At 36.8% G+C, this 23886-nt stretch carries 17 protein-coding genes and 3 pseudogenes; 11 read left to right on the top strand and 9 right to left on the bottom strand.

Translation table 11 applies throughout. From position 1 onward, the window contains the following. Window positions 1–17: 17 nt before the first annotated feature. From E2R53_RS16255 to galE (E2R53_RS16240), 4 genes are all read left to right on the top strand, one after another. On the top strand, window positions 18–1121 hold the full coding sequence (locus tag E2R53_RS16255) for an EpsG family protein (protein WP_165971015.1): 1104 nt from the start codon (window positions 18–20) through the stop codon (window positions 1119–1121). A gap of 167 nt (window positions 1122–1288) precedes the next feature. Further along, window positions 1289–2302, top strand: coding sequence for a glycosyltransferase family 2 protein (locus E2R53_RS16250; protein ID WP_133312772.1), 1014 nt, complete (start codon window positions 1289–1291; stop codon window positions 2300–2302). Window positions 2303–2437: 135 nt separating this feature from the next. Continuing rightward, window positions 2438–3868, top strand: coding sequence for a flippase (locus tag E2R53_RS16245; RefSeq protein ID WP_133312771.1), 1431 nt, complete (start codon window positions 2438–2440; stop codon window positions 3866–3868). Window positions 3869–4086: 218 nt separating this feature from the next. Beyond that, a complete protein-coding gene (gene galE / locus E2R53_RS16240) occupies window positions 4087–5082 on the top strand; it encodes a UDP-glucose 4-epimerase GalE (protein ID WP_133312770.1) in 996 nt (331 codons plus the stop codon). A gap of 275 nt (window positions 5083–5357) precedes the next feature. Here galE (E2R53_RS16240) and E2R53_RS16235 read toward each other — a convergent pair. Further along, window positions 5358–5568 (bottom strand): annotated as a pseudogene (locus E2R53_RS16235) (IS4 family transposase); the annotation flags it as partial. Window positions 5569–5869: 301 nt separating this feature from the next. Next, complete coding sequence (locus E2R53_RS16230) at window positions 5870–6124, bottom strand: hypothetical protein (protein ID WP_133312769.1); 255 nt, start codon at window positions 6122–6124, stop codon at window positions 5870–5872. Window positions 6125–6264: 140 nt separating this feature from the next. Here E2R53_RS16230 and galE (E2R53_RS16225) point away from each other — a divergent pair, with 140 nt between their 5' ends. Continuing rightward, window positions 6265–7245: a UDP-glucose 4-epimerase GalE gene (gene galE / locus E2R53_RS16225; RefSeq protein WP_133312768.1), complete on the top strand. Its 981-nt coding sequence runs from the start codon at window positions 6265–6267 to the stop codon at window positions 7243–7245. A gap of 180 nt (window positions 7246–7425) precedes the next feature. Here galE (E2R53_RS16225) and E2R53_RS16220 read toward each other — a convergent pair whose 3' ends face one another. After that, window positions 7426–8505, bottom strand: a complete 1080-nt coding sequence (locus tag E2R53_RS16220; protein WP_133312767.1) for a hypothetical protein — start codon at window positions 8503–8505, stop codon at window positions 7426–7428. Window positions 8506–8936: 431 nt separating this feature from the next. Next, complete coding sequence (locus E2R53_RS16215; protein WP_133312766.1) at window positions 8937–10757, bottom strand: cell wall-binding repeat-containing protein; 1821 nt, start codon at window positions 10755–10757, stop codon at window positions 8937–8939. A 472-nt stretch (window positions 10758–11229) separates the two neighbouring features. Between E2R53_RS16215 and E2R53_RS23620 the strand changes: the two genes are divergently transcribed. Next, window positions 11230–11361, top strand: coding sequence for a hypothetical protein (locus E2R53_RS23620; RefSeq protein WP_286166241.1), 132 nt, complete (start codon window positions 11230–11232; stop codon window positions 11359–11361). A 386-nt stretch (window positions 11362–11747) separates the two neighbouring features. Here E2R53_RS23620 and E2R53_RS16210 read toward each other — a convergent pair whose 3' ends face one another. The 3 genes and pseudogenes from E2R53_RS16210 to E2R53_RS23850 form a co-directional block, all read right to left on the bottom strand. After that, window positions 11748–12188 (bottom strand): SMI1/KNR4 family protein, encoded by a 441-nt coding sequence (locus tag E2R53_RS16210; protein WP_133312765.1) that lies wholly within the window; start codon window positions 12186–12188, stop codon window positions 11748–11750. After that, window positions 12188–12622 (bottom strand): annotated as a pseudogene (locus E2R53_RS23855) (LXG family T7SS effector ribonuclease toxin YxiD); the annotation flags it as partial. The pseudogene E2R53_RS23855 and the gene E2R53_RS16210, both read right to left, overlap by 1 nt. A gap of 570 nt (window positions 12623–13192) precedes the next feature. Next, window positions 13193–14089: pseudogene (locus E2R53_RS23850) on the bottom strand (ribonuclease YeeF family protein); the annotation flags it as partial. Window positions 14090–14684: 595 nt separating this feature from the next. On the opposite strand from E2R53_RS23850, the gene E2R53_RS16200 reads away from it, so the two are divergent. From E2R53_RS16200 to E2R53_RS16180, 5 genes are all read left to right on the top strand, one after another. Then, a complete protein-coding gene (locus tag E2R53_RS16200) occupies window positions 14685–16841 on the top strand; it encodes a S8 family serine peptidase (protein WP_133312764.1) in 2157 nt (718 codons plus the stop codon). Window positions 16842–16978: 137 nt separating this feature from the next. Continuing rightward, a complete protein-coding gene (locus E2R53_RS16195; protein WP_133312763.1) occupies window positions 16979–17431 on the top strand; it encodes a hypothetical protein in 453 nt (150 codons plus the stop codon). A 163-nt stretch (window positions 17432–17594) separates the two neighbouring features. Beyond that, on the top strand, window positions 17595–18116 hold the full coding sequence (locus E2R53_RS16190; protein WP_133312762.1) for a competence protein ComK: 522 nt from the start codon (window positions 17595–17597) through the stop codon (window positions 18114–18116). A gap of 99 nt (window positions 18117–18215) precedes the next feature. Further along, the gene (locus E2R53_RS16185) at window positions 18216–19004 is read left to right on the top strand and encodes a metallophosphoesterase (protein WP_133312761.1); all 789 of its coding nucleotides are present in this window, start codon (window positions 18216–18218) and stop codon (window positions 19002–19004) included. Between the two features lie 397 nt (window positions 19005–19401). Then, entirely contained in the window at window positions 19402–21195 is a 1794-nt protein-coding gene (locus tag E2R53_RS16180) for an SEC-C metal-binding domain-containing protein (protein ID WP_133312760.1), read from the top strand. 37 nt (window positions 21196–21232) lie between these two features. On the opposite strand, the gene tagH is transcribed toward E2R53_RS16180, so the two are convergent. Both tagH and E2R53_RS16170 read right to left on the bottom strand, forming a co-directional pair. Next, window positions 21233–22831 (bottom strand): teichoic acids export ABC transporter ATP-binding subunit TagH, encoded by a 1599-nt coding sequence (gene tagH, locus E2R53_RS16175; protein ID WP_165971014.1) that lies wholly within the window; start codon window positions 22829–22831, stop codon window positions 21233–21235. Window positions 22832–22849: 18 nt separating this feature from the next. Continuing rightward, on the bottom strand, window positions 22850–23653 hold the full coding sequence (locus E2R53_RS16170; RefSeq protein ID WP_133312758.1) for an ABC transporter permease: 804 nt from the start codon (window positions 23651–23653) through the stop codon (window positions 22850–22852). Window positions 23654–23886 lie beyond the last annotated feature (233 nt).

The raw sequence follows: 23886 nt of genomic DNA, 5'->3' as shown, positions 1-23886 counted from the left end.
AAGAAAAGGAGATTATTGTGACAGTTGGACATTCATATTTATTATATTATTTTATAGTAATTTCAACATATATTATTGTAAATATTTCTGCAAGAGTTAGTAGAACTAATTATACAAAGTTGGGTAAAATCATTTTTTATTTAGCAATTTTAATACCTTGGATAATAGCTTCTAATAGATATGGTATAGGTACTGATTATTATAACTATGAAAAAATGTATTATAATATAACTAATTTTGGTAGTATATTGGAATCAATTATTAATAGTAGCTATGAACCAGGGTGGATTATTTTAAATTATGTAGTTAAATATATATTTAATAATGAAGTTAAGTATATATTCGTTATTTCATCTTTATTGATACTATTCTTTAATTTTTCTGCTATTTATACTTATAGGAAAAGAATTAACATGAGTATCGCCATTTTTATATTGATGTGCACTCTGTACAATCCTAGTTTTAATATAATACGGCAATCTTTAGCAATGGCTATATTACTCTTCTCATTAAAATATATTGATGAAAAGAAGGTACTTAAGTTTATATTATTGGTAGTACTTGCTGGAAGCTTTCATTACTCTGCCTTTATTTTCGTACCAGTTTATTGGGTTTTAAATAATAATTATTATAATTTTTGGAGCAAATTTAAAATATTTGTATTTTATTTACTTTTTATTTTAATAGTTGTTCAATTTGAGCCTTTGTTTAATTCGTTAATTAATGTGGGAGTATTCTCTAAATATAATATTTATGAAATAAACAGTAATGGGAGTATTGGTATCGGAAATATTATTGTTAGACTCCCTGTAATACTAATTATTTTATTAAATTTAAAAGAATTACGAAAAAAGGATCCTTTTATGGGTGGGGTAACAGTATTGTATTTTATTTCACTTATACTTTACTTTTTAGGATATAAAGCCGACTACTTAGCAAGAATTGCAGTCACTTTCGAAATGATGCAAATATTTATATTATCATCCATAATCAGAAGTCAAAATGATTTATCTAGAAAATATCTATACTACTTACTCATTATTTTATATTATTTTATCTACTTTACTTATTTTATATTAATGGGGAATTATGGAGAAACAATACCGTATATAACAAAATAATAGAGCAATTACTTTCCACCTTTACCAGACCTATAACAGTATTTTGAAATTTCTATTTTCTGTAAAAGGCGTATTTTAAATTCTATTAGATCTAGGCTTACATGTGTATTGTTATCCATAAATAAGTACAATGAATAAAATTACACTAGAAAGTGCAGGAATAGATAATGAATACCACAAGAGTTACAGTGTTAATGCCAGTATATAATGGAGAAAAGCATTTATTTGAAGCCATAGAAAGTATACTAAATCAGACATATAAGGAGTTTGAATTATTAATAATTAACGATGGATCAACTGATAAGAGCGAAGATATCATTAAGAAATTTAAAGATAGTAGAATAAGATACGTAGTTAATGATTATAATATCGGATTAATAAAAACTTTGAATAAAGGACTAGGATTAATTAATAGTGAGTATATTGCTAGAATGGATGCTGATGATATTAGCTTACCGACTAGGTTAGAAAAGCAAATTAAATTCATGGATCAGAATAAAGATATTGCGGTCTCTGGAACGTCAATTTTAGTATTTAATAATAAAGGAAAAGTGCGGAAGGAAATTGTTAGTAAGGAGCCAATAAAAATTAGAACACAGTTACTATTCTATCCTGCATTAATGCATCCCACTGTATTAATTCGAAAAAAGATAATTGAACAGGGAAATTTTGAATACGATGAAGCGCATAAATCTGTAGAAGATTTTGGTTTGTGGCAAAAGATGTCGGTTAACTATAAGTTAAGTAATATTCCAGAGATACTCTTGAAATATAGGATTAATGAATCAGGAATTACACAATTAGCTAAAAAGGATATAGATAAACAAGATTTAATGCATATAGAGGTATATAAACAGACTTTTAATTCGTTAGGAATGAAGTTATCAGAAGATGATTTAATGCAATATCGACTTTTTCTAACGGGAAGAGCATTTGCAGATTCCAATAGTATCCTAGCAATCTCAGGGTTTATTAAGTCATTAAAAAAGTCAATAGAAAATCAGGCTTTTGATTTAGATACATTTAATGCCAATATATGCAGGTTTTATAGACTGAATAGTATAAAAAGAGGGTTAAATTATTCTGAAACAAATGACATTTATAAAGAGTATTTTGAAAGTATATTTAAATTTACACTTAAGGAAAAAATGAAATTTGTTATCAAAAGATACTTTCATTGATTTTGAGTTTTAGAAATCAGAGAATACTTTTTAGGTGATTATCTCATATTAAGGTTTTATTTATCAAAGTGATTTAAAATACGAAATAGAGTAAATACCAATATGGTTAGAAAATCCGTCTTAAGGTGATAATATTTGAGTATAAAAAAAAATTATTTATATAATCTGACTTACCAGGTATTAATAATGATCCTGCCTTTAATAACAGTTCCATATGTTTCCAGGGTACTTAAGCCCGAGGGGGTTGGAACGTTTGCTTATACAAGCTCTATAGTTCAGTATTTTATTATTTTTGGTATGCTAGGAATCGGAACTTATGGTAATAAGATGATAGCAATGACAAGAGATAATAAGGAAGAGATGAGTAAAACCTTTTTTCAAATTTATCTATTGCAATTATTACTTACTATTACCTCTGTAATTGGATATGTTATTTTTATATTATTTATCTTTCATGAATATAAAATAATTGCATTACTACAAGCTGTTGCATTAATTGCTGCTGTAATTGATTGTTCTTGGCTTTTTAATGGATTAGAACAATTTAAAAAAATTGTTACAAGAAACATTGTAGTTAAACTACTAAGCTTGCTTGCTATTTTCATGTTTGTGAAAAGTCAAGAGGATTTAGCGACTTATACAATTATTATGGGCCTATCTAGTTTTTTGGGGCAGTTGATAATGTGGTTATATGTAAGTGAGCATATTAAACGAGTTCCAATAAATGCCAGTTCAGTTTTTAAACATATAAAGCCAACAATTGTATACTTTTTACCCCAAGTTGCAATGCAGATATATTTTGTCTTAAACAAGACTATGCTAGGGATTTTCTCCAGCAATATTGAAGTAGGAATATATGATTACGCTGATAAAATACTCAAAATGGCTTTGGCAGTTGTAACATCATTGGGTATGGTCATGTTACCACGTATGGCAAATACTTTTGTAAAGGGAGATTTGGTAAAAGCAAGGGACTATCTTTCAAAGTCACTAGATTTCTCAACATTAATAGCCATTCCTATTATGTTTGGTTTAGCAGGCATCGCAAAAGAGTTTATTCCTTGGTATATGGGAAAAGAGTTTAGTGGAAGTGCTGTAGTCTTAGAAATTCTTAGTCCCACTATATTCCTGATGGCTTGGAGTGGTGTTTTTGGAACGCAATATCTTGTACCATTAGGAAAAATGCGAGAGTATACTACTTCATTGTATATAGGGGCTATTATAAACTTAATTATAAATTTTATTTTAATAAGAGAATATGGAGCAGTAGGAGCGGCTATAGGGACTCTTTGTGCTGAAATTACTGTTATCGTAGTACAAATTCTTTTTGTGAGAAAGGATATAGACATAAGAAGAGTGACACCAAAGTTAATAATTTACCTTATTTCTGGGGGATTAATGTTTGGTGTAGTAAGATTTATTGGAGGATTACTTGGCTCCACAATTATTACTACCTTTGTGCAAGTATTAGTTGGCATTATTATTTACTTTGGAATTGTAATTTTATTCGAATTATTTTATAAAGATGGATTAATATTAAATGCTTTTAGGAAGATGGGGAAGTAAAACCATTTAAAGAGTGCTAAAACTCAGTAATTCCTTATTTTAATATAAGAAAGTGTTTGAAATAAATTTGAAATACTGTTGTTGAAAATTAGATGATGTAAATCTAGTAGTGACTAGATTTACTAGATTAGTAACAAGCAAAATGGAATGAAACTTTTGGTAATTATATAGATAAATAGTTTTTGAATTAAATTTATATAAAAGGAGGAAAACAGATTATGAACATACTAGTAACTGGTGGTGCCGGATATATAGGTTCACATACTTGCGTTGCATTACTAGAAGCCGGGCATTCTGTCATTATTGCTGATAATCTTTGTAACAGTAAGAGTGAGACTGTAATGAAAATCATGGATATAGTTGATAAAGAAGTTACTTTTTTCGAGATTGATGTAACGGATGCAGAAGCTGTTGATCTTATTTTTAGAAATTACAAGATTGATGGTGTGATTCATTTTGCAGGTCTTAAAGCGGTTGGTGAATCGGTAGAAAAGCCCTCAGAATATTATTATAACAATATTATTAGTACACTTGTCTTGGCAAAAGCTTGTCAGAAATACGGTGTGAATCGGTTTGTATTTAGTTCATCAGCAACCGTGTACGGAGACAATAAAGTGCCATTTGTAGAGACAATGGATCTCCTACCAACCACTAATCCATACGGTGAAACAAAAGCCATGAGTGAGCGAATTTTAATCGATATAGCAAATGCAAATCCAGCTTTTTCGGTATCAATTCTCCGATATTTCAATCCGGTAGGAGCTCACGAGAGTGGATTAATTGGTGAAGCCCCTAATGGAATTCCTAATAATCTAATGCCATATGTCACGCAAGTAGCAAAAGGTAAACTTGAGAAATTACGTGTTTTTGGAAATGACTATCCAACGGTGGATGGCACGGGGGTTCGAGATTATATTCATGTAGTAGATCTTGCTGAGGGCCATGTTGCTGCATTAGAAAACCTAACTGAAGGTGTTTATGCTTATAACTTGGGAACCGGAAAAGGTACTAGTGTACTTGAATTAGTGAAAGCTTTTGAAGAAGCTAATGATATTGAAGTGCCTTATGAAATAGTAGAGCGGAGACCTGGTGATATTGCTTCATGTTATGCTGACGCTTCAAAGGTTAAGAGAGAACTTGGCTGGACAGCTAAACGTGACATTATAGCAATGTGTAGAGATGCCTGGAGATTTGAGGAGAATTATAAAGAATAAGTAGGAAATGTAAACGCGGGTACGTATCTCCCGCTTCTTTTTGCAATAAGTATAGGGGTTTTTAGGATCAGGCCCCCACCCAACTAAAGTGCACAGCGTTAGTGTGTTAAAGGGTTGGGTGTAGGAGGTTTGTTTTTGCAATATGGAGGCTTGACCCCATGCCCATCAAGCTAACACTGATGAGTGGTTAGAGTAGAGCACTTCTACAAGACAATGGTATACGGTATTAAATAACGGCATGACAAATATACCTGTAACAGATCATTTTTTTAACGCTATGCTGCTTTCTTTTGGCACATGTTATACTGATATACAACACCCAATATATCAAAGACCGTTTTCTTCTCATACTGATGAGATTTTCGTCCGTTTTTCTGTAGGAGGTTGAACAGGCTTAAGCAGAATCTTTGATAGCTCTTGGGTGCTGTTTTGTATAGAACTAAATAGAAGAGGAAAGTATTCCTTGATGATATAAATCGCTTTATATGTTTTTTGCAAGCAGAAAATACAGAGAGTTGCAGCGAAATATGCATAGACTTGCAAACTCTCTTTTTAAACTAAGCTTTCATTTTTTAATTATATTCGCCAAACAGCCAAACCACAATGGGGGGCCTGACCCCCAATCGGCTAAGTTTTAATGTGATAAAGAGTGGATTTGGTATAAGATTTTGCTTCTTTTTGAACAATTCAGCAGTGAAGATGTTCGATATACACTTATAAGTTTGGGAGCCAAGCCTTTCGTATCAAATTGGATGCTTAATATGATGTGAGATTTTTCACATCTGAATTATTGGTTAGGATATGCTTTTTGATAAAGTTTTTTTAGTGCTTTTCTGGCTGCCGCCTTTTCGCTTTTATGATCGATTCCTTCTGCCAGATATTCTCTAAAAGGAGGTTTTTCTTGGCAAATGGTAATAATGACATGCCAGTGATTTTTTAGTGAAATTGTTTCTATTTCCATTTCATCGCCATGTTCATTCACTATTTGTAAGACTCTTCTTGAACGGTAGTTTTTGTTCTTGTAATCATCTCTCCAGTTCATCTAATACCCTCCATGTTATTAAAGGGCCTGACTCCCATAGATATAATACTTTATAGTGTGATTAGCGGGTGAACACCATCGCAATAAAGTACTAATTTAGAGGAATTATCGAATGAATTATAATTAGGAGGTGAGATAATTTGATTTTAGTCATCGGCGGAGCCGGTTATATTGGCAGCCATATGGTAAAAGAATTAATTAAATCAAAGGAAGTTGTCATTTTAGATAACCTATCAACTGGTCATCGCTGGGCGATTGATGAAAGAGCCGTTTTTGTTGAAGGGGACTTAGGGAGCCCGGAAGTTTTGAAATCAATTTTCTCGGAGTATTCTATTGATGCAGTAATGCATTTTGCTGCTAGCAGTTTAGTAGGGGAATCCGTAACAAATCCAATGAAGTATTATATGAATAATGTATCTTCAACGCTTACTTTGCTAAATACAATGCTGGCGTTTAACATTAATAAATTCATTTTTTCTTCAACGGCTGCTACATATGGAATTCCGGATGTTGATATCATCACAGAAGAAACTGTGACGAACCCTATTAACCCATATGGCCAGTCTAAACTGATGGTAGAACATATTTTGTCAGACCTGGGGAATGCTACAGACTTAAAATATGTTGTTCTGCGTTACTTTAATGCTGCTGGTGCGATTGAGTCAGGAGAAATTGGTGAGGAGCATGATCCTGAAACACATCTTATCCCGATCATTCTTCAGCACCTTCTAGGTAAGCGGAAGCAGATCTCAATTTTTGGTTCCGATTATGATACAGAAGATGGGACATGCATCAGGGATTACATTCATGTAACAGACCTTGCGAATGCTCATATCCTTGCTTTGGAAGCATTGCTAGCCGGCACAAAAGATACTGCAACTTACAATCTCTGCAATGGCCTTGGTTATTCTGTTAAAGAGGTTGTGGAGATGTGTGAAAAAGTTGCTGGTAAAAAAGCAAATGTCGTGATGAGTGAACGAAGAGCGGGCGATCCTGCAAGGCTGGTTGCATCATCTGATAAAATTCACAGAGAACTGGGCTGGAAAACCGAATATTCTCTTGAGAAGATTATTTCTACAGCTTGGAAATGGCACCAAACTAGATTGAAGATTGAGCAATAAGCCTCAAGGCTGCATCTAACAGATGCGGCCTTGTTTCAGAAGCATCGGGACGGTTCTCGTGCTTCTTTAGCGGCTTGTAACTTCTAGAATATGGGGGCCTGACCCCCAACACGATAAGAACAACCACATACTGACAAACTCTTTTTTCTGTAAACTTTTTTAGCCAATTTGGTCTTTAATTTAACTTTTATCTACATTCCAAAATCTTAAATCGCCGTAACCGTAATCACTTGGGTTTTTAACAAATTTATTTACTTCAAATTTACATATTATACAACCTACGTGACTTTCAACTATTAGAGGTACTGTGATTACTTGGTAGTTTTCACCAATCTCATCTCCAAGTTCTTCAAATGACACATCATAATCATGATAATTAAGTAAAGATAAATTTCCACAAACTGGACATTCTAATACTTCAGATATAAATTTGTTTTCATCCTCCAACTTTTTGTATACTTTAGCCTTTTCTTCATTGCGAAATAGGAAAATAAGTTCTTGGTTATACTCTGTTCTTCCAACTTCTTTTAAAAATGCTATTTTGCTGTGGTCAGGAACTGCTTTCTTGTATTCATTCTTTAGTTCCAAAAGTACATCTATCTTCATAATATTTTTACTTCTTTTAGGAGACCAGTCTGTTTTATAGTGTGTATATTCGTTTAATTCCACAACTTCCAATGCTACAGGTAATACATATTTACAAATAAACTCATCTAGAGCATGATATTTTAGGATAAAGCGACCCCGGTGCCATATTCTATTCCTAAAGTTGTTTAACGTATCCAATACTCCTTTATTGCGGTTGAAAATTTCAAAAGCAGGGTTTGTTATTCGACCTGCCCTTTGTAACTCACATACCGTTTTTAATGCACCACTAAACTCTAAAGAGTTTAAAGAATTGTACTCCTCGTCAGTAATATCTTCTTTTAATAATAAACGATGTAATAATACTGGCTTATCAATCGTCTTAACAGCCAATAATGGATTTTCCTTTTCCAGTAAATCCTTGATAATTAGTTCGAAAAAGTGCTGGAAATGTACTATAGTTTCGATATAAGACTCATAATAAGAATCAGATAAAGATATTTTCTCAACTTTATCAGTGTGAAAATTTAATTTACTTACCATGGTATAATAAGTGCTGAAATATGATTTAAGAGCTATTTTTAGTGAATAAAATGCAGTATTTTTAAACTGGGGTGTCCCACTATTAAGGATCTGAGATTTATCATTACTAGAATAATAATTGATTAAATTCATTGGCTAACCACCTTATCAATTTTATACTGTTTTAAGGATTTGCATTTATAAGCTTTAAAATTTCTTTTTCAAAAAGAGCTACTTTCCCTCTACACAGTCAGTATCTACTGAATACTTATATCTAAATTTTTGCGTTTTTGATATTTTTGATAGTTGGGAGAATGAGAATTAAAGCTATTAAAAACACATCCATTAGAATTGTTCCTCTACTGCTTCTTTATTAAATTCCATCGTATCAATCGATCAGTTGATGAATTAACAGATTATTTACTGTCCGAATCTAAATTTAATAATAAAGTGAGTAGTTTTTGATTCCCTAGATTTCTTTAATGAACATACAAATTTATTTACCGGTGACATTTTACACATCATTGTAAAATGTCACCGGCTTTTTTAGATCAGAGGCCCGGTTTTATCCCAGTCTCTCCTCTTTAATTAGCAATCTCTGCAACTTCTTTTGCTGTATCCAATACTTTTTCATCCCCTAGAAATGTAAAGTACGAGAGATCTTTGTTTTTTATAATTCTTTCTGTTGCACTAGGAATAGTATCTCTTTTTGTAAACAGAATCACACTGTCTCGCTTTCCTGCAAGTGCTGCTCCTGCTAATGCATCAGGGAAGTTTTCTCCTGTCGCGACAAATACGTCGTGATGGCCTAGGTTGAACGTCATAATAAACTGTTCTGCTGTGTGATAACGATCCTTCCCTCCAATACGAATGGTTTTTGTTTTAATGGAGCTCTCAGCTTTTTTAGAAATAACTCCATCACTTCCTAGTATAATGACCTCATCCATTCTATTTAATTCACTTAATGTTGATGCAGGGATTTCTTCGTGTGTTGTAAGATAAATTGGAATTCCTTGCTGAGCTGCATAAGGAGCTGCAGCTAATGCATCAGGGTAGGTCTTCCCTGTTGCAAGAATGGCTTTTTTCTTTTCAGGTGCTAAATGTTTAGCTATGTTTGCTGCTGTTTCGTATCGATTGCTTCCTTCTATTCTTGTTATTTTTAGACCAAGATCTTTCAATTCTTTCTCCGCTTGAGCTGGAACAGCCTTTATACTTCCCAGAATGATTACATTTTTCGCACCTAATCTTTTAATTTCCGCTTTCATATCTGAATTTAGCTCTCCTTTTATAGCATTTGTCAATAAAATGGGAGCATCATACTTCCTGGATAAAGGTGCACCTGCTAAAGCATCTGGAAAATCGTCGCTTCGAGCCAAAATAATTGTGTCCGCACCTTCCCGCCATCCGTCCTTAGAGATGGCAACAGCAGTAGAATAGCGGCTTTTTCCAGCCAGTTTATCCGTAACGGGCTCAAGATAAGGAGAACCGATGTAGCCGACTTTCCCTTTTAACGGACCCTCAAGGACTTCCGCTTTGAAACGTACCCAGTGTCTTGTAGGCTTGAAGTCTTTCCCATCTACGTGATGTGTTCCATCTTCGATATCTACAAGCGTATTAGCCGCAATCCAACTGTACGATCCTCCTGTAGGTCCTGCATAGAATTTTGCTTCTTTTGAAAGAACTGCAAGAGAGTCCTGAGTCATATTTAAGCCGGAATGAGTGAAAGGTTTGCTGTAGTCCGTATATTGAAGCTTCTTAAACTTAATAATTTCATTCGTATGAGTCCCGTAATCAAAGTACTCCGGTTTGAATGAAAGCTGGCTGAGTGATTTTTCGCTGTTGAAACTGTATTTGTTTATGTGATCAAACACTTTATATTGATACGCTTCTTTGTTGATAGCGCCGCTATTCTTATAGACAGGACTATTTTGGGAAACCATTCCGTTGTACGCTAAAATAGCAAAATACCAATTTTCAATAATATCTCTGTCCATCGTGTTAATCTGAGGCAAATTTCTTTGCTTCCATTTGCTCTCCAGAATTTGCAGACCTGCATCGACGTTATAACAAACATTATTTTGAAGAAGATTTCGATCCAGCGTCTTCCCATTTATACTGGTATCAGTTATCTGCATAAGCCCTAAGCCATCTGGCTTTCCGTCCCCGTCATCATCACTGGTTCTCTTCTGATCCCATGTGTCATTCTCCTGTAATACAAGAGCTTTCACAACTTCAGGGGGAATGTGATATTCCTTCGCCTTTTCCGTTAGTAACTCATTTACTTCCAGTTTTTTTGTGTGATCAACAGAACATGCGTAACTGCTTGCAGCTTCCGTTGAGTGGGTGAACATAGACAGTGATAAACCTAAAACAACCGAACAAGATGCAGCTTTTAAAAGATTCATGAATTTCCTCCTAAAATGGAATACCCTACCATTATATCAGAAAGATGGTTGTATTTTACTAGGAAAATAGAATTGCATTAGGGGGAATGATGGGGGTTGTTCTCGTGCTTCCTAGGACGAGGTTGTTTCAGAAAATGTTAACCGTGATAAAACCTGACCGAGTGTAGAGGTCGCTATAACTAGGAGGAGCTCAATGTAAAGCTGACAAGAAAGTTTAATGGGGAAGCAACGTTTGTGGCGGAAGGTAAAGAAGAGGGGAAGGAGCGTGAGAACCGTTGCGCTTCCTTCCAGGTGTTTCAGTCCTGAGACAAAGAAGCACCGGGACGGTTCTCGTGCTTCTTTTTGGAAGAGCGGGGACGGTTCTAGCGCTTCCAAGGAAAAAGAGTTTCATACGAGAACGTAATAAAAGCATCCAGTGCCGGGAAAAACCTGTCCGAACAGACACGCTGCCATAATGAAACAGAGGAATTCCATGTTAGTTGAAAATATTGAAAGGGAAAATATTACTGGTTATGAAAACACCTTAGAATCACCGAAAGTTGGCGATAATGCATGTCCAGTAATTGCGCTTAGGCAGGAAGGATATTGGGGATATCTCATCTGATCTTAAAGGCTTGAGATGGAAGGAAGCATGAGAACCGTCCCGCTGTTTCATTGAGCGATCATCAGCTGCATTTTGCAATTGGAAGACACTTAACACTCAAAAAGGGTCTTGGCAGCTAACCTGGTTATATATTAAACATATAGATATGCAAGAAACTAAGATATTAGATAAAAAGCCAAAGAACACGTTCAGGAAGTGTCCTTTGGCTTTTTGGCGTGCCAGGCATGCACACATTCTATAGAGTTGAAGTCCCGAACCGTGAAGACAGTAGTAGCGATTAGTGAATCGGCTACATTATATAAAATAGTTAGCTACCTGTACGATATTCATAATTTTACCCTTTTCTTTCAACTCTTATCTTAGGACGTCTACAAATATGATCGATCTTAATTAGGTAGTAATTCCAAATAATATTTATCATTTTCTACTATTTTTCTTAAAAATTCTTCAAGAGAAGACGCAATTTGAATATCGTAATAGTAAACTGGACTTCTATTCTTTTTATTTAATTCTATTGACATTAAAGCTGATTCACTGCCTTCAAAAAATATTAATTTATCACTTTCAAATTCTTCATAGATTTCAATGTCGGGATAATACTCAAAATCATTAACTCTTAACCTGAAATCCCTAACTGAAGAAGGATCCATTAGACGATTAATATTAAACTCTGAACCTTTAATAAATCCGTAGCCAACCTTTACGTAGAAATTAATTAACTCCTCAGGAAACTTTAAATTGAGTTCCTTCTCAGCCGCTTCTATTTCGTTTTCAGTTACTGGATAAAAAGTGTTTTCATGATTTGTCTCAATAAATTTATAGTCCATTACTGTTTACCTCCTTTAAAAAGTGTATTTGCTGGTGAACCTGCTCCATGAATACCAGCTTGATGCTCATTTGGAAATTTTGCAGGATGAATATTCCACCAGTCATGTTCTCCTCCAAAAGTATTTTCAATTACATGATGAGCATCATACATATCTCCTTGTTTCCTGATTATTTTACCGGTTTTCTCTGAAATTACATTTTCACTATAAACTGGCCACTTTTGACCTGTATTTTCTTCCCATTCTTTAATTACTTTATTTTTCATTTTATCAAATTTTGCTCGGTGTTTAGCTGTTTCTATAGGTGTCATTTTTTTATAATCTTTATTTCTTAGCGCTTCCTTCAATTTTTCAATCTGATTCTTAGGCAATTCTCTTCCTGTTCTTGATTCAACGTCTCTTATATATTTCTTTATTAAATCAAAATCAATCTTAACATCTTTACCTAAACCCTTAACAGCCAAACTACTCTTCGCCCAAACAACAATCTCACTTAAAGACCTATACTCCAAACCAGGCAGCATATTCATCCCCAAACCTGTTGCCTGTCTTACTGGAACCGGAATTGGAACCGGGACACTCCCAACTTTTTTCCTAATATCTTTCAAAATCGCATGCGCATTCTCAATCTTCTGATTCACATACTGATTGCTGACCGGCAGCATATACCCGTTTTTAGCAGCAAGTTTGTCCCATCCGTAGGCTGCTCCGCCGACTCCGAGAATTCCGAGAGCCTGCATGAGGCTCTGCTGTCTTTGCTGGTCTGTGAGCTGGTTCCCGAACATGTCTTTGCCAAGTACAGCCTCACCTAGTCCATTTGCGGAAACGAGTCCGTATATGCCCATTTCGGTTTTCTGCAGCGTGCTGAAGGATTTGGATGTTTTGTATGCATCAAGGGCATGGTCGGCGGCGTTGTAGGCCTTAACGCTTTTGTAGATGGCGGTGCCGCCTTTGAAAGCTCGACCTGCCCAGCCTACGACGGGGACTAAGCCGGCGGTTGCCATGGCTCCGGCGGTTATGCGCTGAGCTTCTGTGAGTTTTTCACCGGTGACGGGGTCGACGCCTTCTGTGGCACGCTTAAAGTCATAGTAGCCGGATACTTCGCCGGTAAAGGTTTTGGTTGTGTCCCAGGCTTTTTCGTACCATGGGCGGGCTTCGAGGTCCTGGGCGATTTTCATTTGTCTTCGTGCCTCTGCCTGTTCCGCTTTGAAGGCGAGGTATTCTTTGGAGCTGTTTTCGATTTCTGATTTCATCTTATAGATGTCGCTGTTTTTATAGGCATTTGCATCAAAGTGAACCGGTGTGATGCTGCTTCCCTGACGCGAGGATTCGAGCAGCTGGCCGAAAAGGCCGGCGAGATACTGCTGGTCATATTCGGAAATAGCGTACTCTTCAGTAAGAGTCTGATCGAGCTGATTGACGGCGTTAATCGTCTCTGTCCGCTTTTTATCCGCTTTGTCCATATAGTCGTTAAATGTTTCTGTTGAAAAAACAGGCAGGGAGACCAAGTCATCAATGCTGTGCAGGATGGACCCGAGGGAGCTTTGCTGGTCTTCCACCATTTCCCTTGCCCGGTCCTGCTCTCTTGGAATGTTTTCTTCAAGAAAAGGCAGCTGGACGAACGTACTGCCAGTCAGCTTGGCATCTTCCGTGTCGCCCTCAACCCCTTTGAAAAAGGCAATGTTCTTATCAATCAGTCTGATCCATGCTTCTGCAACGTCTGCTTGGGCGGAGTAAAAGCCTTTGATCGCTTCTGCTCCTTTTCCCTGAAATTCATCACCGGAGTTTGCAATGTCTAAAAATTGTTTTTTGAGGTGATTGATTTGTTCTTTCAGATCTTCGTATTGCCTGGCCCGCTTTTCCATTGCAGACACAAGAGTTTTGGCTTCGTAAACCTTAATGACTGCCGCCTCCCTTTTGCGGACAATGGCTTCGTCCGTTTTTATTTCATTCGCATGTACGCGAGTATCTCATATGTTAGGTCTGGGAGTTCTCATTTGATCAAAATCAAAGATTGGTCAAGTGAATAAATTTCCATATTTTATAGTATAAGGCAGATAGTCGGGTGGATGAATAGGACAATCGGCGTTAATTCCCCGTTATCTCTAATTAGACACTCTGCTGAAGGATAATCTGTCAGCATTGTTTTGCACACAGGGTTCCAAGGGTTTTGGCATTTTCAGACTTCAAGTACTTCCGGTTTTCCAGCGAAGAAAGACTAATGAAAAGACAGTGAAGGCGATTAAAGCGACTGTTCGTGAATATGATTGAGGCCCCTTCCTTTGGAGGGGTTTTTTATTTTTTCTCTCCAAATTTCTTATCAATAGTTGGGGAATTTTTCATAAAGTTGTGTAAGAAATACTTTTCTCAATTCCATATGAAATAACTTTATATGGAATTTATTATAAAAATATTCCAATTAACTAATAGTTATATTATACTATGAATAAATAACTATACGTATGTAGTTACATATACTATTAGGGAGAGATCAAATTGAAGAAAAAGAATAGAAAATGGTTGGCAAGTACACTGTCAATCCTAATGCTATCAGGGTTAGCAGCTCCTGCACAAGCAAGTACAAAAGAGATTGAAAACCACAAAAAAATGTCAGAAGAATTCATTGAAGAAAATGGTGAAGTGAGCAGTAAGTCTGGCAAGAAGATTGTTAGAAAGACTGATTTCAAACAAGTAAAAGCCAATCAATCTAAAACAAAAGTAAAATATAAAAAAGATGAAGTAATTGTTAAGTTCAAAAGTAATAAAGTGAACACGATGGAAGTAAAAGTTGCAGGCATGAAATTAAGCAAAAAGGAAAATGTCGGCAAGAAAGGCGCACAACTCTTCAAAATTCCTGCAGGGAAAACGGTAGACCAAGTTATTAAGGAATTAAAGAAATCTTCTGATGTTGCTTATGCAGAGCCTAACTATTTGGTATCTGCAAGTGATGTAGATCCTTATTATGATTATTTATGGGGTATTGAAAATAAAGGACAATACGTTGGTGGTTCATATGGTATTTCTGGTATAGATGTTAATGCTGTACCTGCGTGGACCGTTACAAAAGGAAGCACAAAAGTTGTTGTTGCTGTAATTGATACTGGAATTGATATTACTCATCCGGATTTGAAATCAAGAATATTTGTTAATCCAAATGAAGTGCCTAGAAATGGAATAGACGATGACGGCAATGGATACATAGATGATGTGAATGGCTGGGACTTCTATAACAACGATAATACGGTTTATGACAGTCCAGACGTTGATGACCACGGAACACATGTCGCAGGTACAATCGCTGCTCAAGGTGATAACGGAATTGGGGTAGTGGGTGTAGCACCTTTAGTTAAGATTCTTCCCCTGAAATTTTTAGGGACGCCTGAAGGAAACGGCTCTGTTTCAGATGCTGTGGAAGCCATTTATTATGCTGCTTCTATGGGAGTTAAGATCTCAAATAATTCCTGGGGCGGAGGAAACTACAGTACAGCACTCTATGAAGCTATTAGAGATTCGGGAAGCCTTTTTGTAGCGGCAGCAGGTAATGATGGTCTCAATAATGACTATTATTCACACTATCCGTCCAGTTATGGTTTAGATAATATTTTATCTGTGGCAGCCATTGATAGCTGGGGAAATCGTGCCTATTTTTCTAACTACGGATCCTATTCAGTTGATGTAGCTGCTCCAGGTGAGGATATCTTAAGCACCATCCCAGAAGGAGGTTATGCGTTTTATAATGGTACTTCTATGGCAGCGCCTCATGTAACGGGAACAGCGGCCCTTCTTTACAGTAAAATCAGATCATATACACCCTACGATTTAAAAAATAAAATTATGAATAATACAGAACCTCTTTATTCCCTGCAATCTTTAGTGAGTACAGGCGGTATCGTGGATGCTGGTAAAACTTTAGGTGTTATTCCTGATGATGATCTCCCAGGAGTTCCTTGGGAAGGCTCATCCATTTCTCAATCATTGGATTCAGAAAAAGATTTGAATGATGTTTACAGAATAGACCTGGTAAAAGGTCAAAGAATCACGGCTAAATTGACGGGTGGAACTAATAGAGACTTTGACTTATATTTATTTGATCCAAATACTCAAACTGTAAATACCAGCGAAAACATTGTTGCTTATTCAGAAAAAACCGGCACTACAGTTGATTCATTCTCTTATGTAGTACCATATACAGGCACATACTATGTAAATACTTATGCTTATAAAGGGGCAGGCAGCTATAAGCTTGAAATATCAGCGAGCGGAGCTGCACCAGGTAATTACCAGGATAACAATGCTATGCTGCTTTATGATGGCTCATGGAAGTCCTATAGTTCAAGCTTGGCTTCAGGAACAACTTTTAAATCTGCGAATTCATCCTCTTCAGGAGTTGAATTTAGATTCGAAGGAACTGGTATTGAGTATTATGGAAGAAAAGACAGTTCTCAAGGAATGGCCAAAGTTACTCTAGATGGTGAAGTTTTCTATGTAGATTTATACTCATCTTCTCTAGCTTATAGACAAAAGTTATTTTCTAAAACGGGGTTAACGAACGGTTCCCATCAATTGAGAATTGAATGGACGGGAAAAGCCTCAAAGTCAGCTAAAAAGACGTCAACCAGTATAAACTTAGATTATCTTAAAGTGTTAAATTAATAGGTTTGTAAAATAAAAAGAGATGAAGACAGCAAATTGACTTCATCTCTTTTCTATTTTGCTTCATTAACCTTTTTGTATTATCTTTTATTCCTCCCTCATACACTGTCTTAGACATGCTTAAAAGGGTGATAATCATGCGAAGACGGAAACCTTCCCCTCTTATTCCGATAGCCATGATCGCAGCTGCCATTCTCCTGCTCATCGGACTGTTTCATCTATTCACTCCATCCTCGCCGAAAAAGGCTGTCGAGCTCTTTTATACAGCTGAACAGACTGGAAACTTCGGCGGTGCCTGGGATCTTTTTCACCCATTGATGCAGGACCGTTTTACAAAAAATGCTTATGTGACAGAGCGGTCTCATATCTATATGAGTCATTACGGGGTTACCACGTTTTCTTTTGAAGTTTTAAAGCAGAAGAAGGTTCGAAGGTGGAGGATGGCAAAAGGGGCGCCGGTCTTTAATGAGGCGCGTCTCATCAAGGTAAGACAGACATTTAAAAGCAAGTTCGGGACATTCGATGTGCTGCAGGATGTATATGTTGTAAAAGAAAAGGGAGATTGGAAGATTGTATGGGAATATGAGTGAGGCCTCGAGAGGAGAGGTCTCTTTGTCTATTTTAATTTAGTGTAAATGTAATGTTTATTTATAGTTAATTTTACCCAGTTCTTATTTCCTTTACTGAATTTTTTTGTAAAATAATAATGTGGTAAATTTTTCATAAAAAATACAGAAGATTGAGGTGGAGTGAATGCTGATGAAAGAAAGCTATGCAGTTTGGAGAGAGACGATGGTTGTGAAACCGATGTATACAGAAAATGGAGAGTTGTGGTCTGTTGTTCATGAGCTGTACAAAAAGCTGATTGTGAAAATGTCTCCAAGAGAAATTATGAATCGCAGCTGTATCCATGCCGGAGCATCGTATCAGGGAATGATTGATGCAGCAAAGCTTATTTTGCCGGGTAAAAAGATGCTGCCGGTTTGCTTGTCGCCGGGCTATAGGATCTGTATGGTGCCAACATTATCTCCAGACAGTGAAGAGTGTATGTGGGTCTCCTATCATCATGTGAAGAGAGTTTTTGAGAAAAAAAACAGGACTATTATTGAATGCAGAAACAAAGAGGAGATTGAGATTCAAGGGAGTGTAGAAAGCTTTTTAACCAAAACCGGACATGCCCAGCAGCTCGTTCTGACTTATTTAGACCGTCAAGAGGAGATGTGGGATCTATCTTCTCACGTAGCTGAGTCTTATGAGGGCTATGACGTTTATTGAATAGAACGCAGCCAAGTTCCATTATGGAATTTGGCTGTTTTTAATACTAAATCTCAGGCTTCTTTAGTAAAATGGAACAATAGAAAGAAGGGGTCTGTCATGGTTGAACTAATTATAGTGTTCCTTGGGGCTGGGCTGTTTTATAGTTTCTTTGTGATTCCTACGAAATGGTTAAAAGTAGAGCGGGTTGAAGTTCCGCTTGGCATCAGCAAAAAAATCTTGCAGCTTTCTGATCTTCACGTGGAAAGGAACCGGATTCGGCTGGAGCAGATCAGGGAGCTGCTGGTCCGTGAAAAACCGGATTACATCTTTATTACGGGTGATTTTACAGCTAGAGAGAAGTACATACCTCGAATGAAGCCTTACCTGTCTCTTTTTCAGGAGTATGGCAAGGTTGTTTACGCAGTGTTCGGAAATCATGATTATCGGACGGAAGCATTGCCTCATCAGCTGAGGTCATGGCTTGGTGAGAACGGAGTTAAGGTATTAATCAATGAATCTATCGAGTTTGATGATTTTACTCTTATCGGACTTGATTTCTACAAAGAAGAAGATGGTGATGTTGAAAAAGCATTCAAGGGAGTAAAAAACCAGAAACTCAAAGTGGTTCTCAGCCATGATCCAAATGATTTTCTGAGAGTTGAGAAACCTTTTGATTTGATGCTTTCCGGCCATTTGCACGGCAAACAGTTTAATGTTCCGTTTTTCTTTAAGTTTATTTCAAAAGGAAAGCTGGCTCGGAAAGGGATTTACAAAGGACTTCATCAGATGGATGGGAGCTATTTATACATTTCGAAAGGGATGGGGCAGGCTCATTGGAATCTGCGGTTTGGGGTGAGGAGTGAAGTCACAGTCCTTTCATTGAATGGCGGGGAAAAAGGGAGATGAGGAAGTAAAGACGTGAAGGAATGTGCGTTTTCCATTTACGTCTTTAGATGTTGGATATTTGCTGTTAAAGTGTCTTTCTGATCATATAGATAACAACGAACCAAATCGGAATCGATAGTGCCATTCCCCACAAACAGCCTTTAGCAAATGAATTTTCTCTTTTCATGACACACCTCACGAGATCACTTTATACTCATTGTATCGGATAAATGGACATGCATTAAATGCGACTATTGTCGTATTTTGACGAAATAGCAGGTAGAGGTTAGAAAACCTCTGCTTTTTTGTCTTTTAACCTTAATATAGCCATTCATAGTTTTCGCAATCTTCCGCCGCATTGAAATAGTCGTTCATTCCTGTACAATAGAGAGGATAAAGCAATAAAAGGAGTTTATACATGGATATTGGACGCAACGACCCATGCCACTGCGGCAGCGGGAAAAAATATAAAAAATGCTGTATGAAGAAAGAAACCTCGATTGAAGCGATTCGGCACGAGGAACTAGATAAAATCCAAGGTGAACTGATGGAGTTTGCTTCAGTCCATTTCGGCAGACAAATCGATGTCGTCATAAAAGAAAAAATGGGTAACCTTGACCGCGAAGAGTTTAAAAATGTGTATGGTGCTCTATTAATTTGGGCTGTCTTTTCTGTAACATTTGCAAATGGAAAGATTATTGATGCATTCGTAGAGAAGAAGCGCAGTGAAACGATTCGCCCTTCCACTATATCTCAGCTTGAGAAGTGGAAAGAGACCGTTCCGACGTTTTCTATTATCGAATCCGTCATTAATGATGAATGGATTAACGTAAAGGATATCTTCTCTGAAGATATCAAGAAAGTCAAAGTGGAGGCATTATCATTCGAAGAAGGCGGCATGCTTCTCGGATATCTGCTGCCTTATGGCGATTACTATATGTACTACTTGATGGGGCTTGGTTTTGAAAAGCAAGAAACTGCACAGAATTCAGGACTGACAAAGCAGCTGTTTGAAGAAAGCAAATTTAATCATCCAGAGCAATTTATGATTGATCATTTTCCTGAGATGATTCTTCAGCTTCTTGGCGAATCTGAAGAAGAGGCGCCAAAAGAGGAGTCAAAAGAAGAGACATCGGAAGAGCTGGAATGGGAGGATCTGAATTACCATAATACCGCACTGAAATTAGAAATTAATCTGGTGAAGGCCGAACTAGAGGAGCAAACAAGGGAGCAAAGTATTCTCGTTTTGCATAAGTATCTCCATCGAGTGAAACCTGTTGTGAAAAAACAAGAAATCTTCGCTGCTGCGATGCATTACTTTATTGAAAAACATATGCACAAGCAAGGCTTAACCCAAAAGAAGCTGGCTGAAATGTATGAAGTAAGCGTAAGCTCATTGTCCAAAGCTTACAGAGAAATGAAAGATGGGTTAGAAGCAGATCTGCAAACTGTTTCAGCACCAGTTACACAGAAGTTTTATGCAGAGAGGCCTGCCTCATCAGATAAAGAGTATGCTCAGGAACTTATTTTTAAGGCGATGGAAAGTGCTCCTATAGAAAGAGTAAAGCTTGCTGAGGAAGCGCTGGAAGTATACCCTTACCACCCTGATGCTTACAATATGCTTGGAGAAGCAGAGCGCGATCCGGAAAAGCAGCTTCAATTGTTCAAAAAAGGAATGGAAGTCGGCGAGACGGATCTCGGTGAGACTTATTTCAAAGAAAACAAAGGGAGTTTCTGGGGCCTAAGTGAAACAAGACCTTATATGAGGGCGAAATTTAATTACGCAATGCTTGAAGCTGCGGTGGGAAGCCTGGAAAAGGCGGCTGAACAGTGTGCGGAATTACTTGAGCTGAATCAAAATGATAACCAGGGAGTCCGTTATACCCTTTTCGTCATGTACATGGATTTAGGCAAATACAACGAGGCGAAAAAGCTGCTGGATGAATATGATGAACGTCATTCAGTTGAAGGAGCTTACAATCAAGCATTAATCGAATATGCTTTGAATGGGATGACGGAAACCTTTAAAAAGCTTGTGAAAAACGCAAAAAATATAAATCCATATGTCTTCGATTACCTCACAGGGAAGCAAAAACTGCAGGCTGCAAAATCAATTGACCAGCAGGAAGCTGCTCAGTATGTGCAGGAGCATTATTATGTATGGGCGAAGCATCCAGAGCTGTTTCAATGGGTGATGGAGGCTGGAAAATAAACAGAAAGGCAAAGATCCCAAGATCTTTGCCTTTTGTTTATTTCATTTTCTTCATTGTGACAGTATTTGCAGTTGTATCAAGAACATACTCATAGCTTTCTGTCAGTAATAAATACTGTTGTTTGTTAACAGAAGAAACCTGTGCCTGGCTGATGAATTCTTCAACTTGATCACTTTCAATGTTGCTTATGATGATTTCATCTGCTATTTCTTCCTGATTGAATCTGAAAGCTACGGCATAATTACTTAGGCTGATCATTTTCATACCTTGTTCATCAGCAGATTCTGAATACCCTTTAAGTTTTGTTGATACAGCATCATAATTTGAACCTAATTGAGCTAAAAAGTATTCATAGGAATCAAAAAACGTATTAGGGAACAAGGGGGCGAACTGCTCAATAGAACTGCGGCTCTGTGTAAGTGAGCTTTTCGCAGTGAGTTTTACTTCGTTTTTATCTGCATATAGTGTTTGATCCATGTATGTGATTTTGTACATGTCATTGATTTCTTCCTCAACAAATACTGCTGCTGCAAAAGGAAGGGATAATGATTTTTCTTTATCAGGATCTGTGAAAGCTGCTGTTTTTTCGCCGATAATCATGCCGTCCTGATTGACGCTTGCGGGAATTCCGGTGGGCTCTTCTTCCGCAATCTCATTTGGCAATCCTTGTTTTTCTAAAAAATGGTTGACCGCTGATAAGGGATTGCTTGAAAACATGGCAGCACCGCTCACCAAAAGCACAAATGATAAAAAGAAAATCTGTATTGGCAGTGCAAAATGGCGCTTCTTCTTTGGTTTTACTATACGGCTGGTCCTTGAAATAGGACTAGTTTCCCTTGAAAGCTGATCCGTTTGTTTTTGGAGCATGTCCGCTTTATAATCTTTTTTTTCTGAGTCAGTGAGTGTGTTAAACCATTTAATAAAGGTATTGTAGTTCCGCAAAACGGTTTTAGCTTCGCCGAATTCTTTAATGGTGCCGAAATGAATCCACATTACTCGGTCAGAAATCGTTTTAATTTGGGAAATCGAATGGCTGACAAAGAAAATCGTTTTGCCTTCTTTTTTAAATTCATTGATTTTATCGATGCATTTTTGATAAAACGTCTGATCCCCAACAGATAATGCTTCATCAATAATAAGAAGATCAGGATTTGTGTGTACGGATATGGCAAATCCCAGTCTCGATTTCATCCCGCTTGAGTAGTTTTTTACAGGCTGATAAATGAAGTCGCCAAGGTCTGCAAACTCGATAATCTCATCCTTAAGATCCTTTATTTCTTTCATGGTCAATCCATGCATAAGACATTTTTGCTGAATATTGTCCATTCCAGACAGGTTTTTATCCAAACCGGCAGAAATGGCGATAAGAGATGGCTCTCCGTTAATCTTAATAGATCCTGATGAGTGTGGAACCGATTCCGAAAGCAGATTTGAAAGAGTGGATTTTCCGGATCCGTTTGTTCCGACTACTCCAATTGTTTCTCCTTCGTACACCTCAAACGAAATATCCTGGAGCGCATAGAAGGTTTTCGTTCTTTTTTTAGAGATTGAAAACAGATCCAGCAGCTTATCAGAATTCTTCTTATATAATTTATACGTTTTGGAAACGTCATTAAATTTCACTTTTGGCTTCATTGTATGATGAGCCTCCATTTAGATGTAATCGACGAATCGATTTCTGAGTTTGATATGAACGGTTGCGCCAATGAATAAGATTAGCAGCGTAAGGGACCAGAAGTATAAGGTATACGTAAGATCCTGATAAAACCAGCCGGTGCCTAACAGAGAATCACGAAAACCGTTCACTAAGTAGAAAAATGGATTCAGTCTTAAGATATTTTGAATAAGGGGAGAGAATAGGCTTGGATCCCAAAGAATTGGCGTTAAATAAAAAAGCACTCTCATCCCTTGCTGAAGTAATGATTGGAAATCCCTCACAACGACTGAAATTGTCGAAAATAATAAGGTGATAGCAAATAAAAAAACAAACATGCTAATGAGATAATAAGGAATCTGGATAAGCGTTAAATGTATCCCAATTCCATAGATAGCAAGAATGATAAACAGAATGATCAGCATGATTAGAAAAATAAAACTGCTGCTGATGATGGAAGTCGTAGGGAGGACACTTACAGGGAATTTCATCTTTGATACTAAACTGACTTTGCGAAATACACTGCTTGATCCATGACTGACAGAACGGGATAGAAAAAACCAGGGAATAATTCCAGTAAGAAGCCAGATAAAATAAGGGAAACCGTTGATATCTCCGCCGCCCCTGATTCCTAGTCCAATAACAAACCAGTAAACAAATAATTGAATAGCAGGATTGAGAAACTCCCAAAATACACCGAGATAATGCATGAAATATTTACTTTTCACTTCATATATAGCGAGTCTGAAAATCAAATGTATATTTACAATCTGTTCTTTGATGATTTGCATTGCGAACTTCATTTTCAATTCCTCTTTCAATGCTGTGTAATTTTTTGTGCAAGCTTAAAAAAGTATTATATCCTCTTACGAAATGTCTATCAAACATATTTTTACAGAAGACAATCTGTATTTTAGCATATTCGTTTCATGCATTCATATAAATTTGCGCAACTTTACATGAATGAAAAATAGAAAAATGGCGGAGTTGTTATAAAATCTGACAAAACAAATGAAGTTTCAGACCAATATTGGTA

It is taken from the genome of Peribacillus frigoritolerans, assembly GCF_004358755.1.
GTDB lineage: Bacteria > Bacillota > Bacilli > Bacillales > Bacillaceae > Bacillus_P.
Note: the sequence above shows the minus strand (reverse complement) of the source record. Positions and strands in the feature narration are given on the sequence as shown.

Bases quoted from the DNA above. Each gene is read 5' to 3' on its own strand.
- galE (WP_133312770.1), top strand. From the start codon at position 4,087: ATGAACATACTAGTAACTGGTGGTGCCGGATATATAGGTTCACATACT.
- E2R53_RS16190 (WP_133312762.1), top strand. From the start codon at position 17,595: ATGCTGATGAAAGAAAGCTATGCAGTTTGGAGAGAGACGATGGTTGTG.
- E2R53_RS16250 (WP_133312772.1), top strand. From the start codon at position 1,289: ATGAATACCACAAGAGTTACAGTGTTAATGCCAGTATATAATGGAGAA.
- E2R53_RS16230 (WP_133312769.1), bottom strand. From the start codon at position 6,124: ATGAACTGGAGAGATGATTACAAGAACAAAAACTACCGTTCAAGAAGA.
- E2R53_RS16210 (WP_133312765.1), bottom strand. From the start codon at position 12,188: ATGGACTATAAATTTATTGAGACAAATCATGAAAACACTTTTTATCCA.
- E2R53_RS23620 (WP_286166241.1), top strand. From the start codon at position 11,230: ATGTTAGTTGAAAATATTGAAAGGGAAAATATTACTGGTTATGAAAAC.
- E2R53_RS16215 (WP_133312766.1), bottom strand. From the start codon at position 10,757: ATGAATCTTTTAAAAGCTGCATCTTGTTCGGTTGTTTTAGGTTTATCA.
- E2R53_RS16170 (WP_133312758.1), bottom strand. From the start codon at position 23,653: ATGAAGTTCGCAATGCAAATCATCAAAGAACAGATTGTAAATATACAT.
- E2R53_RS16195 (WP_133312763.1), top strand. From the start codon at position 16,979: ATGCGAAGACGGAAACCTTCCCCTCTTATTCCGATAGCCATGATCGCA.
- E2R53_RS16180 (WP_133312760.1), top strand. From the start codon at position 19,402: ATGGATATTGGACGCAACGACCCATGCCACTGCGGCAGCGGGAAAAAA.
- E2R53_RS16220 (WP_133312767.1), bottom strand. From the start codon at position 8,505: ATGAATTTAATCAATTATTATTCTAGTAATGATAAATCTCAGATCCTT.
- tagH (WP_165971014.1), bottom strand. From the start codon at position 22,831: ATGAAGCCAAAAGTGAAATTTAATGACGTTTCCAAAACGTATAAATTA.
- E2R53_RS16185 (WP_133312761.1), top strand. From the start codon at position 18,216: ATGGTTGAACTAATTATAGTGTTCCTTGGGGCTGGGCTGTTTTATAGT.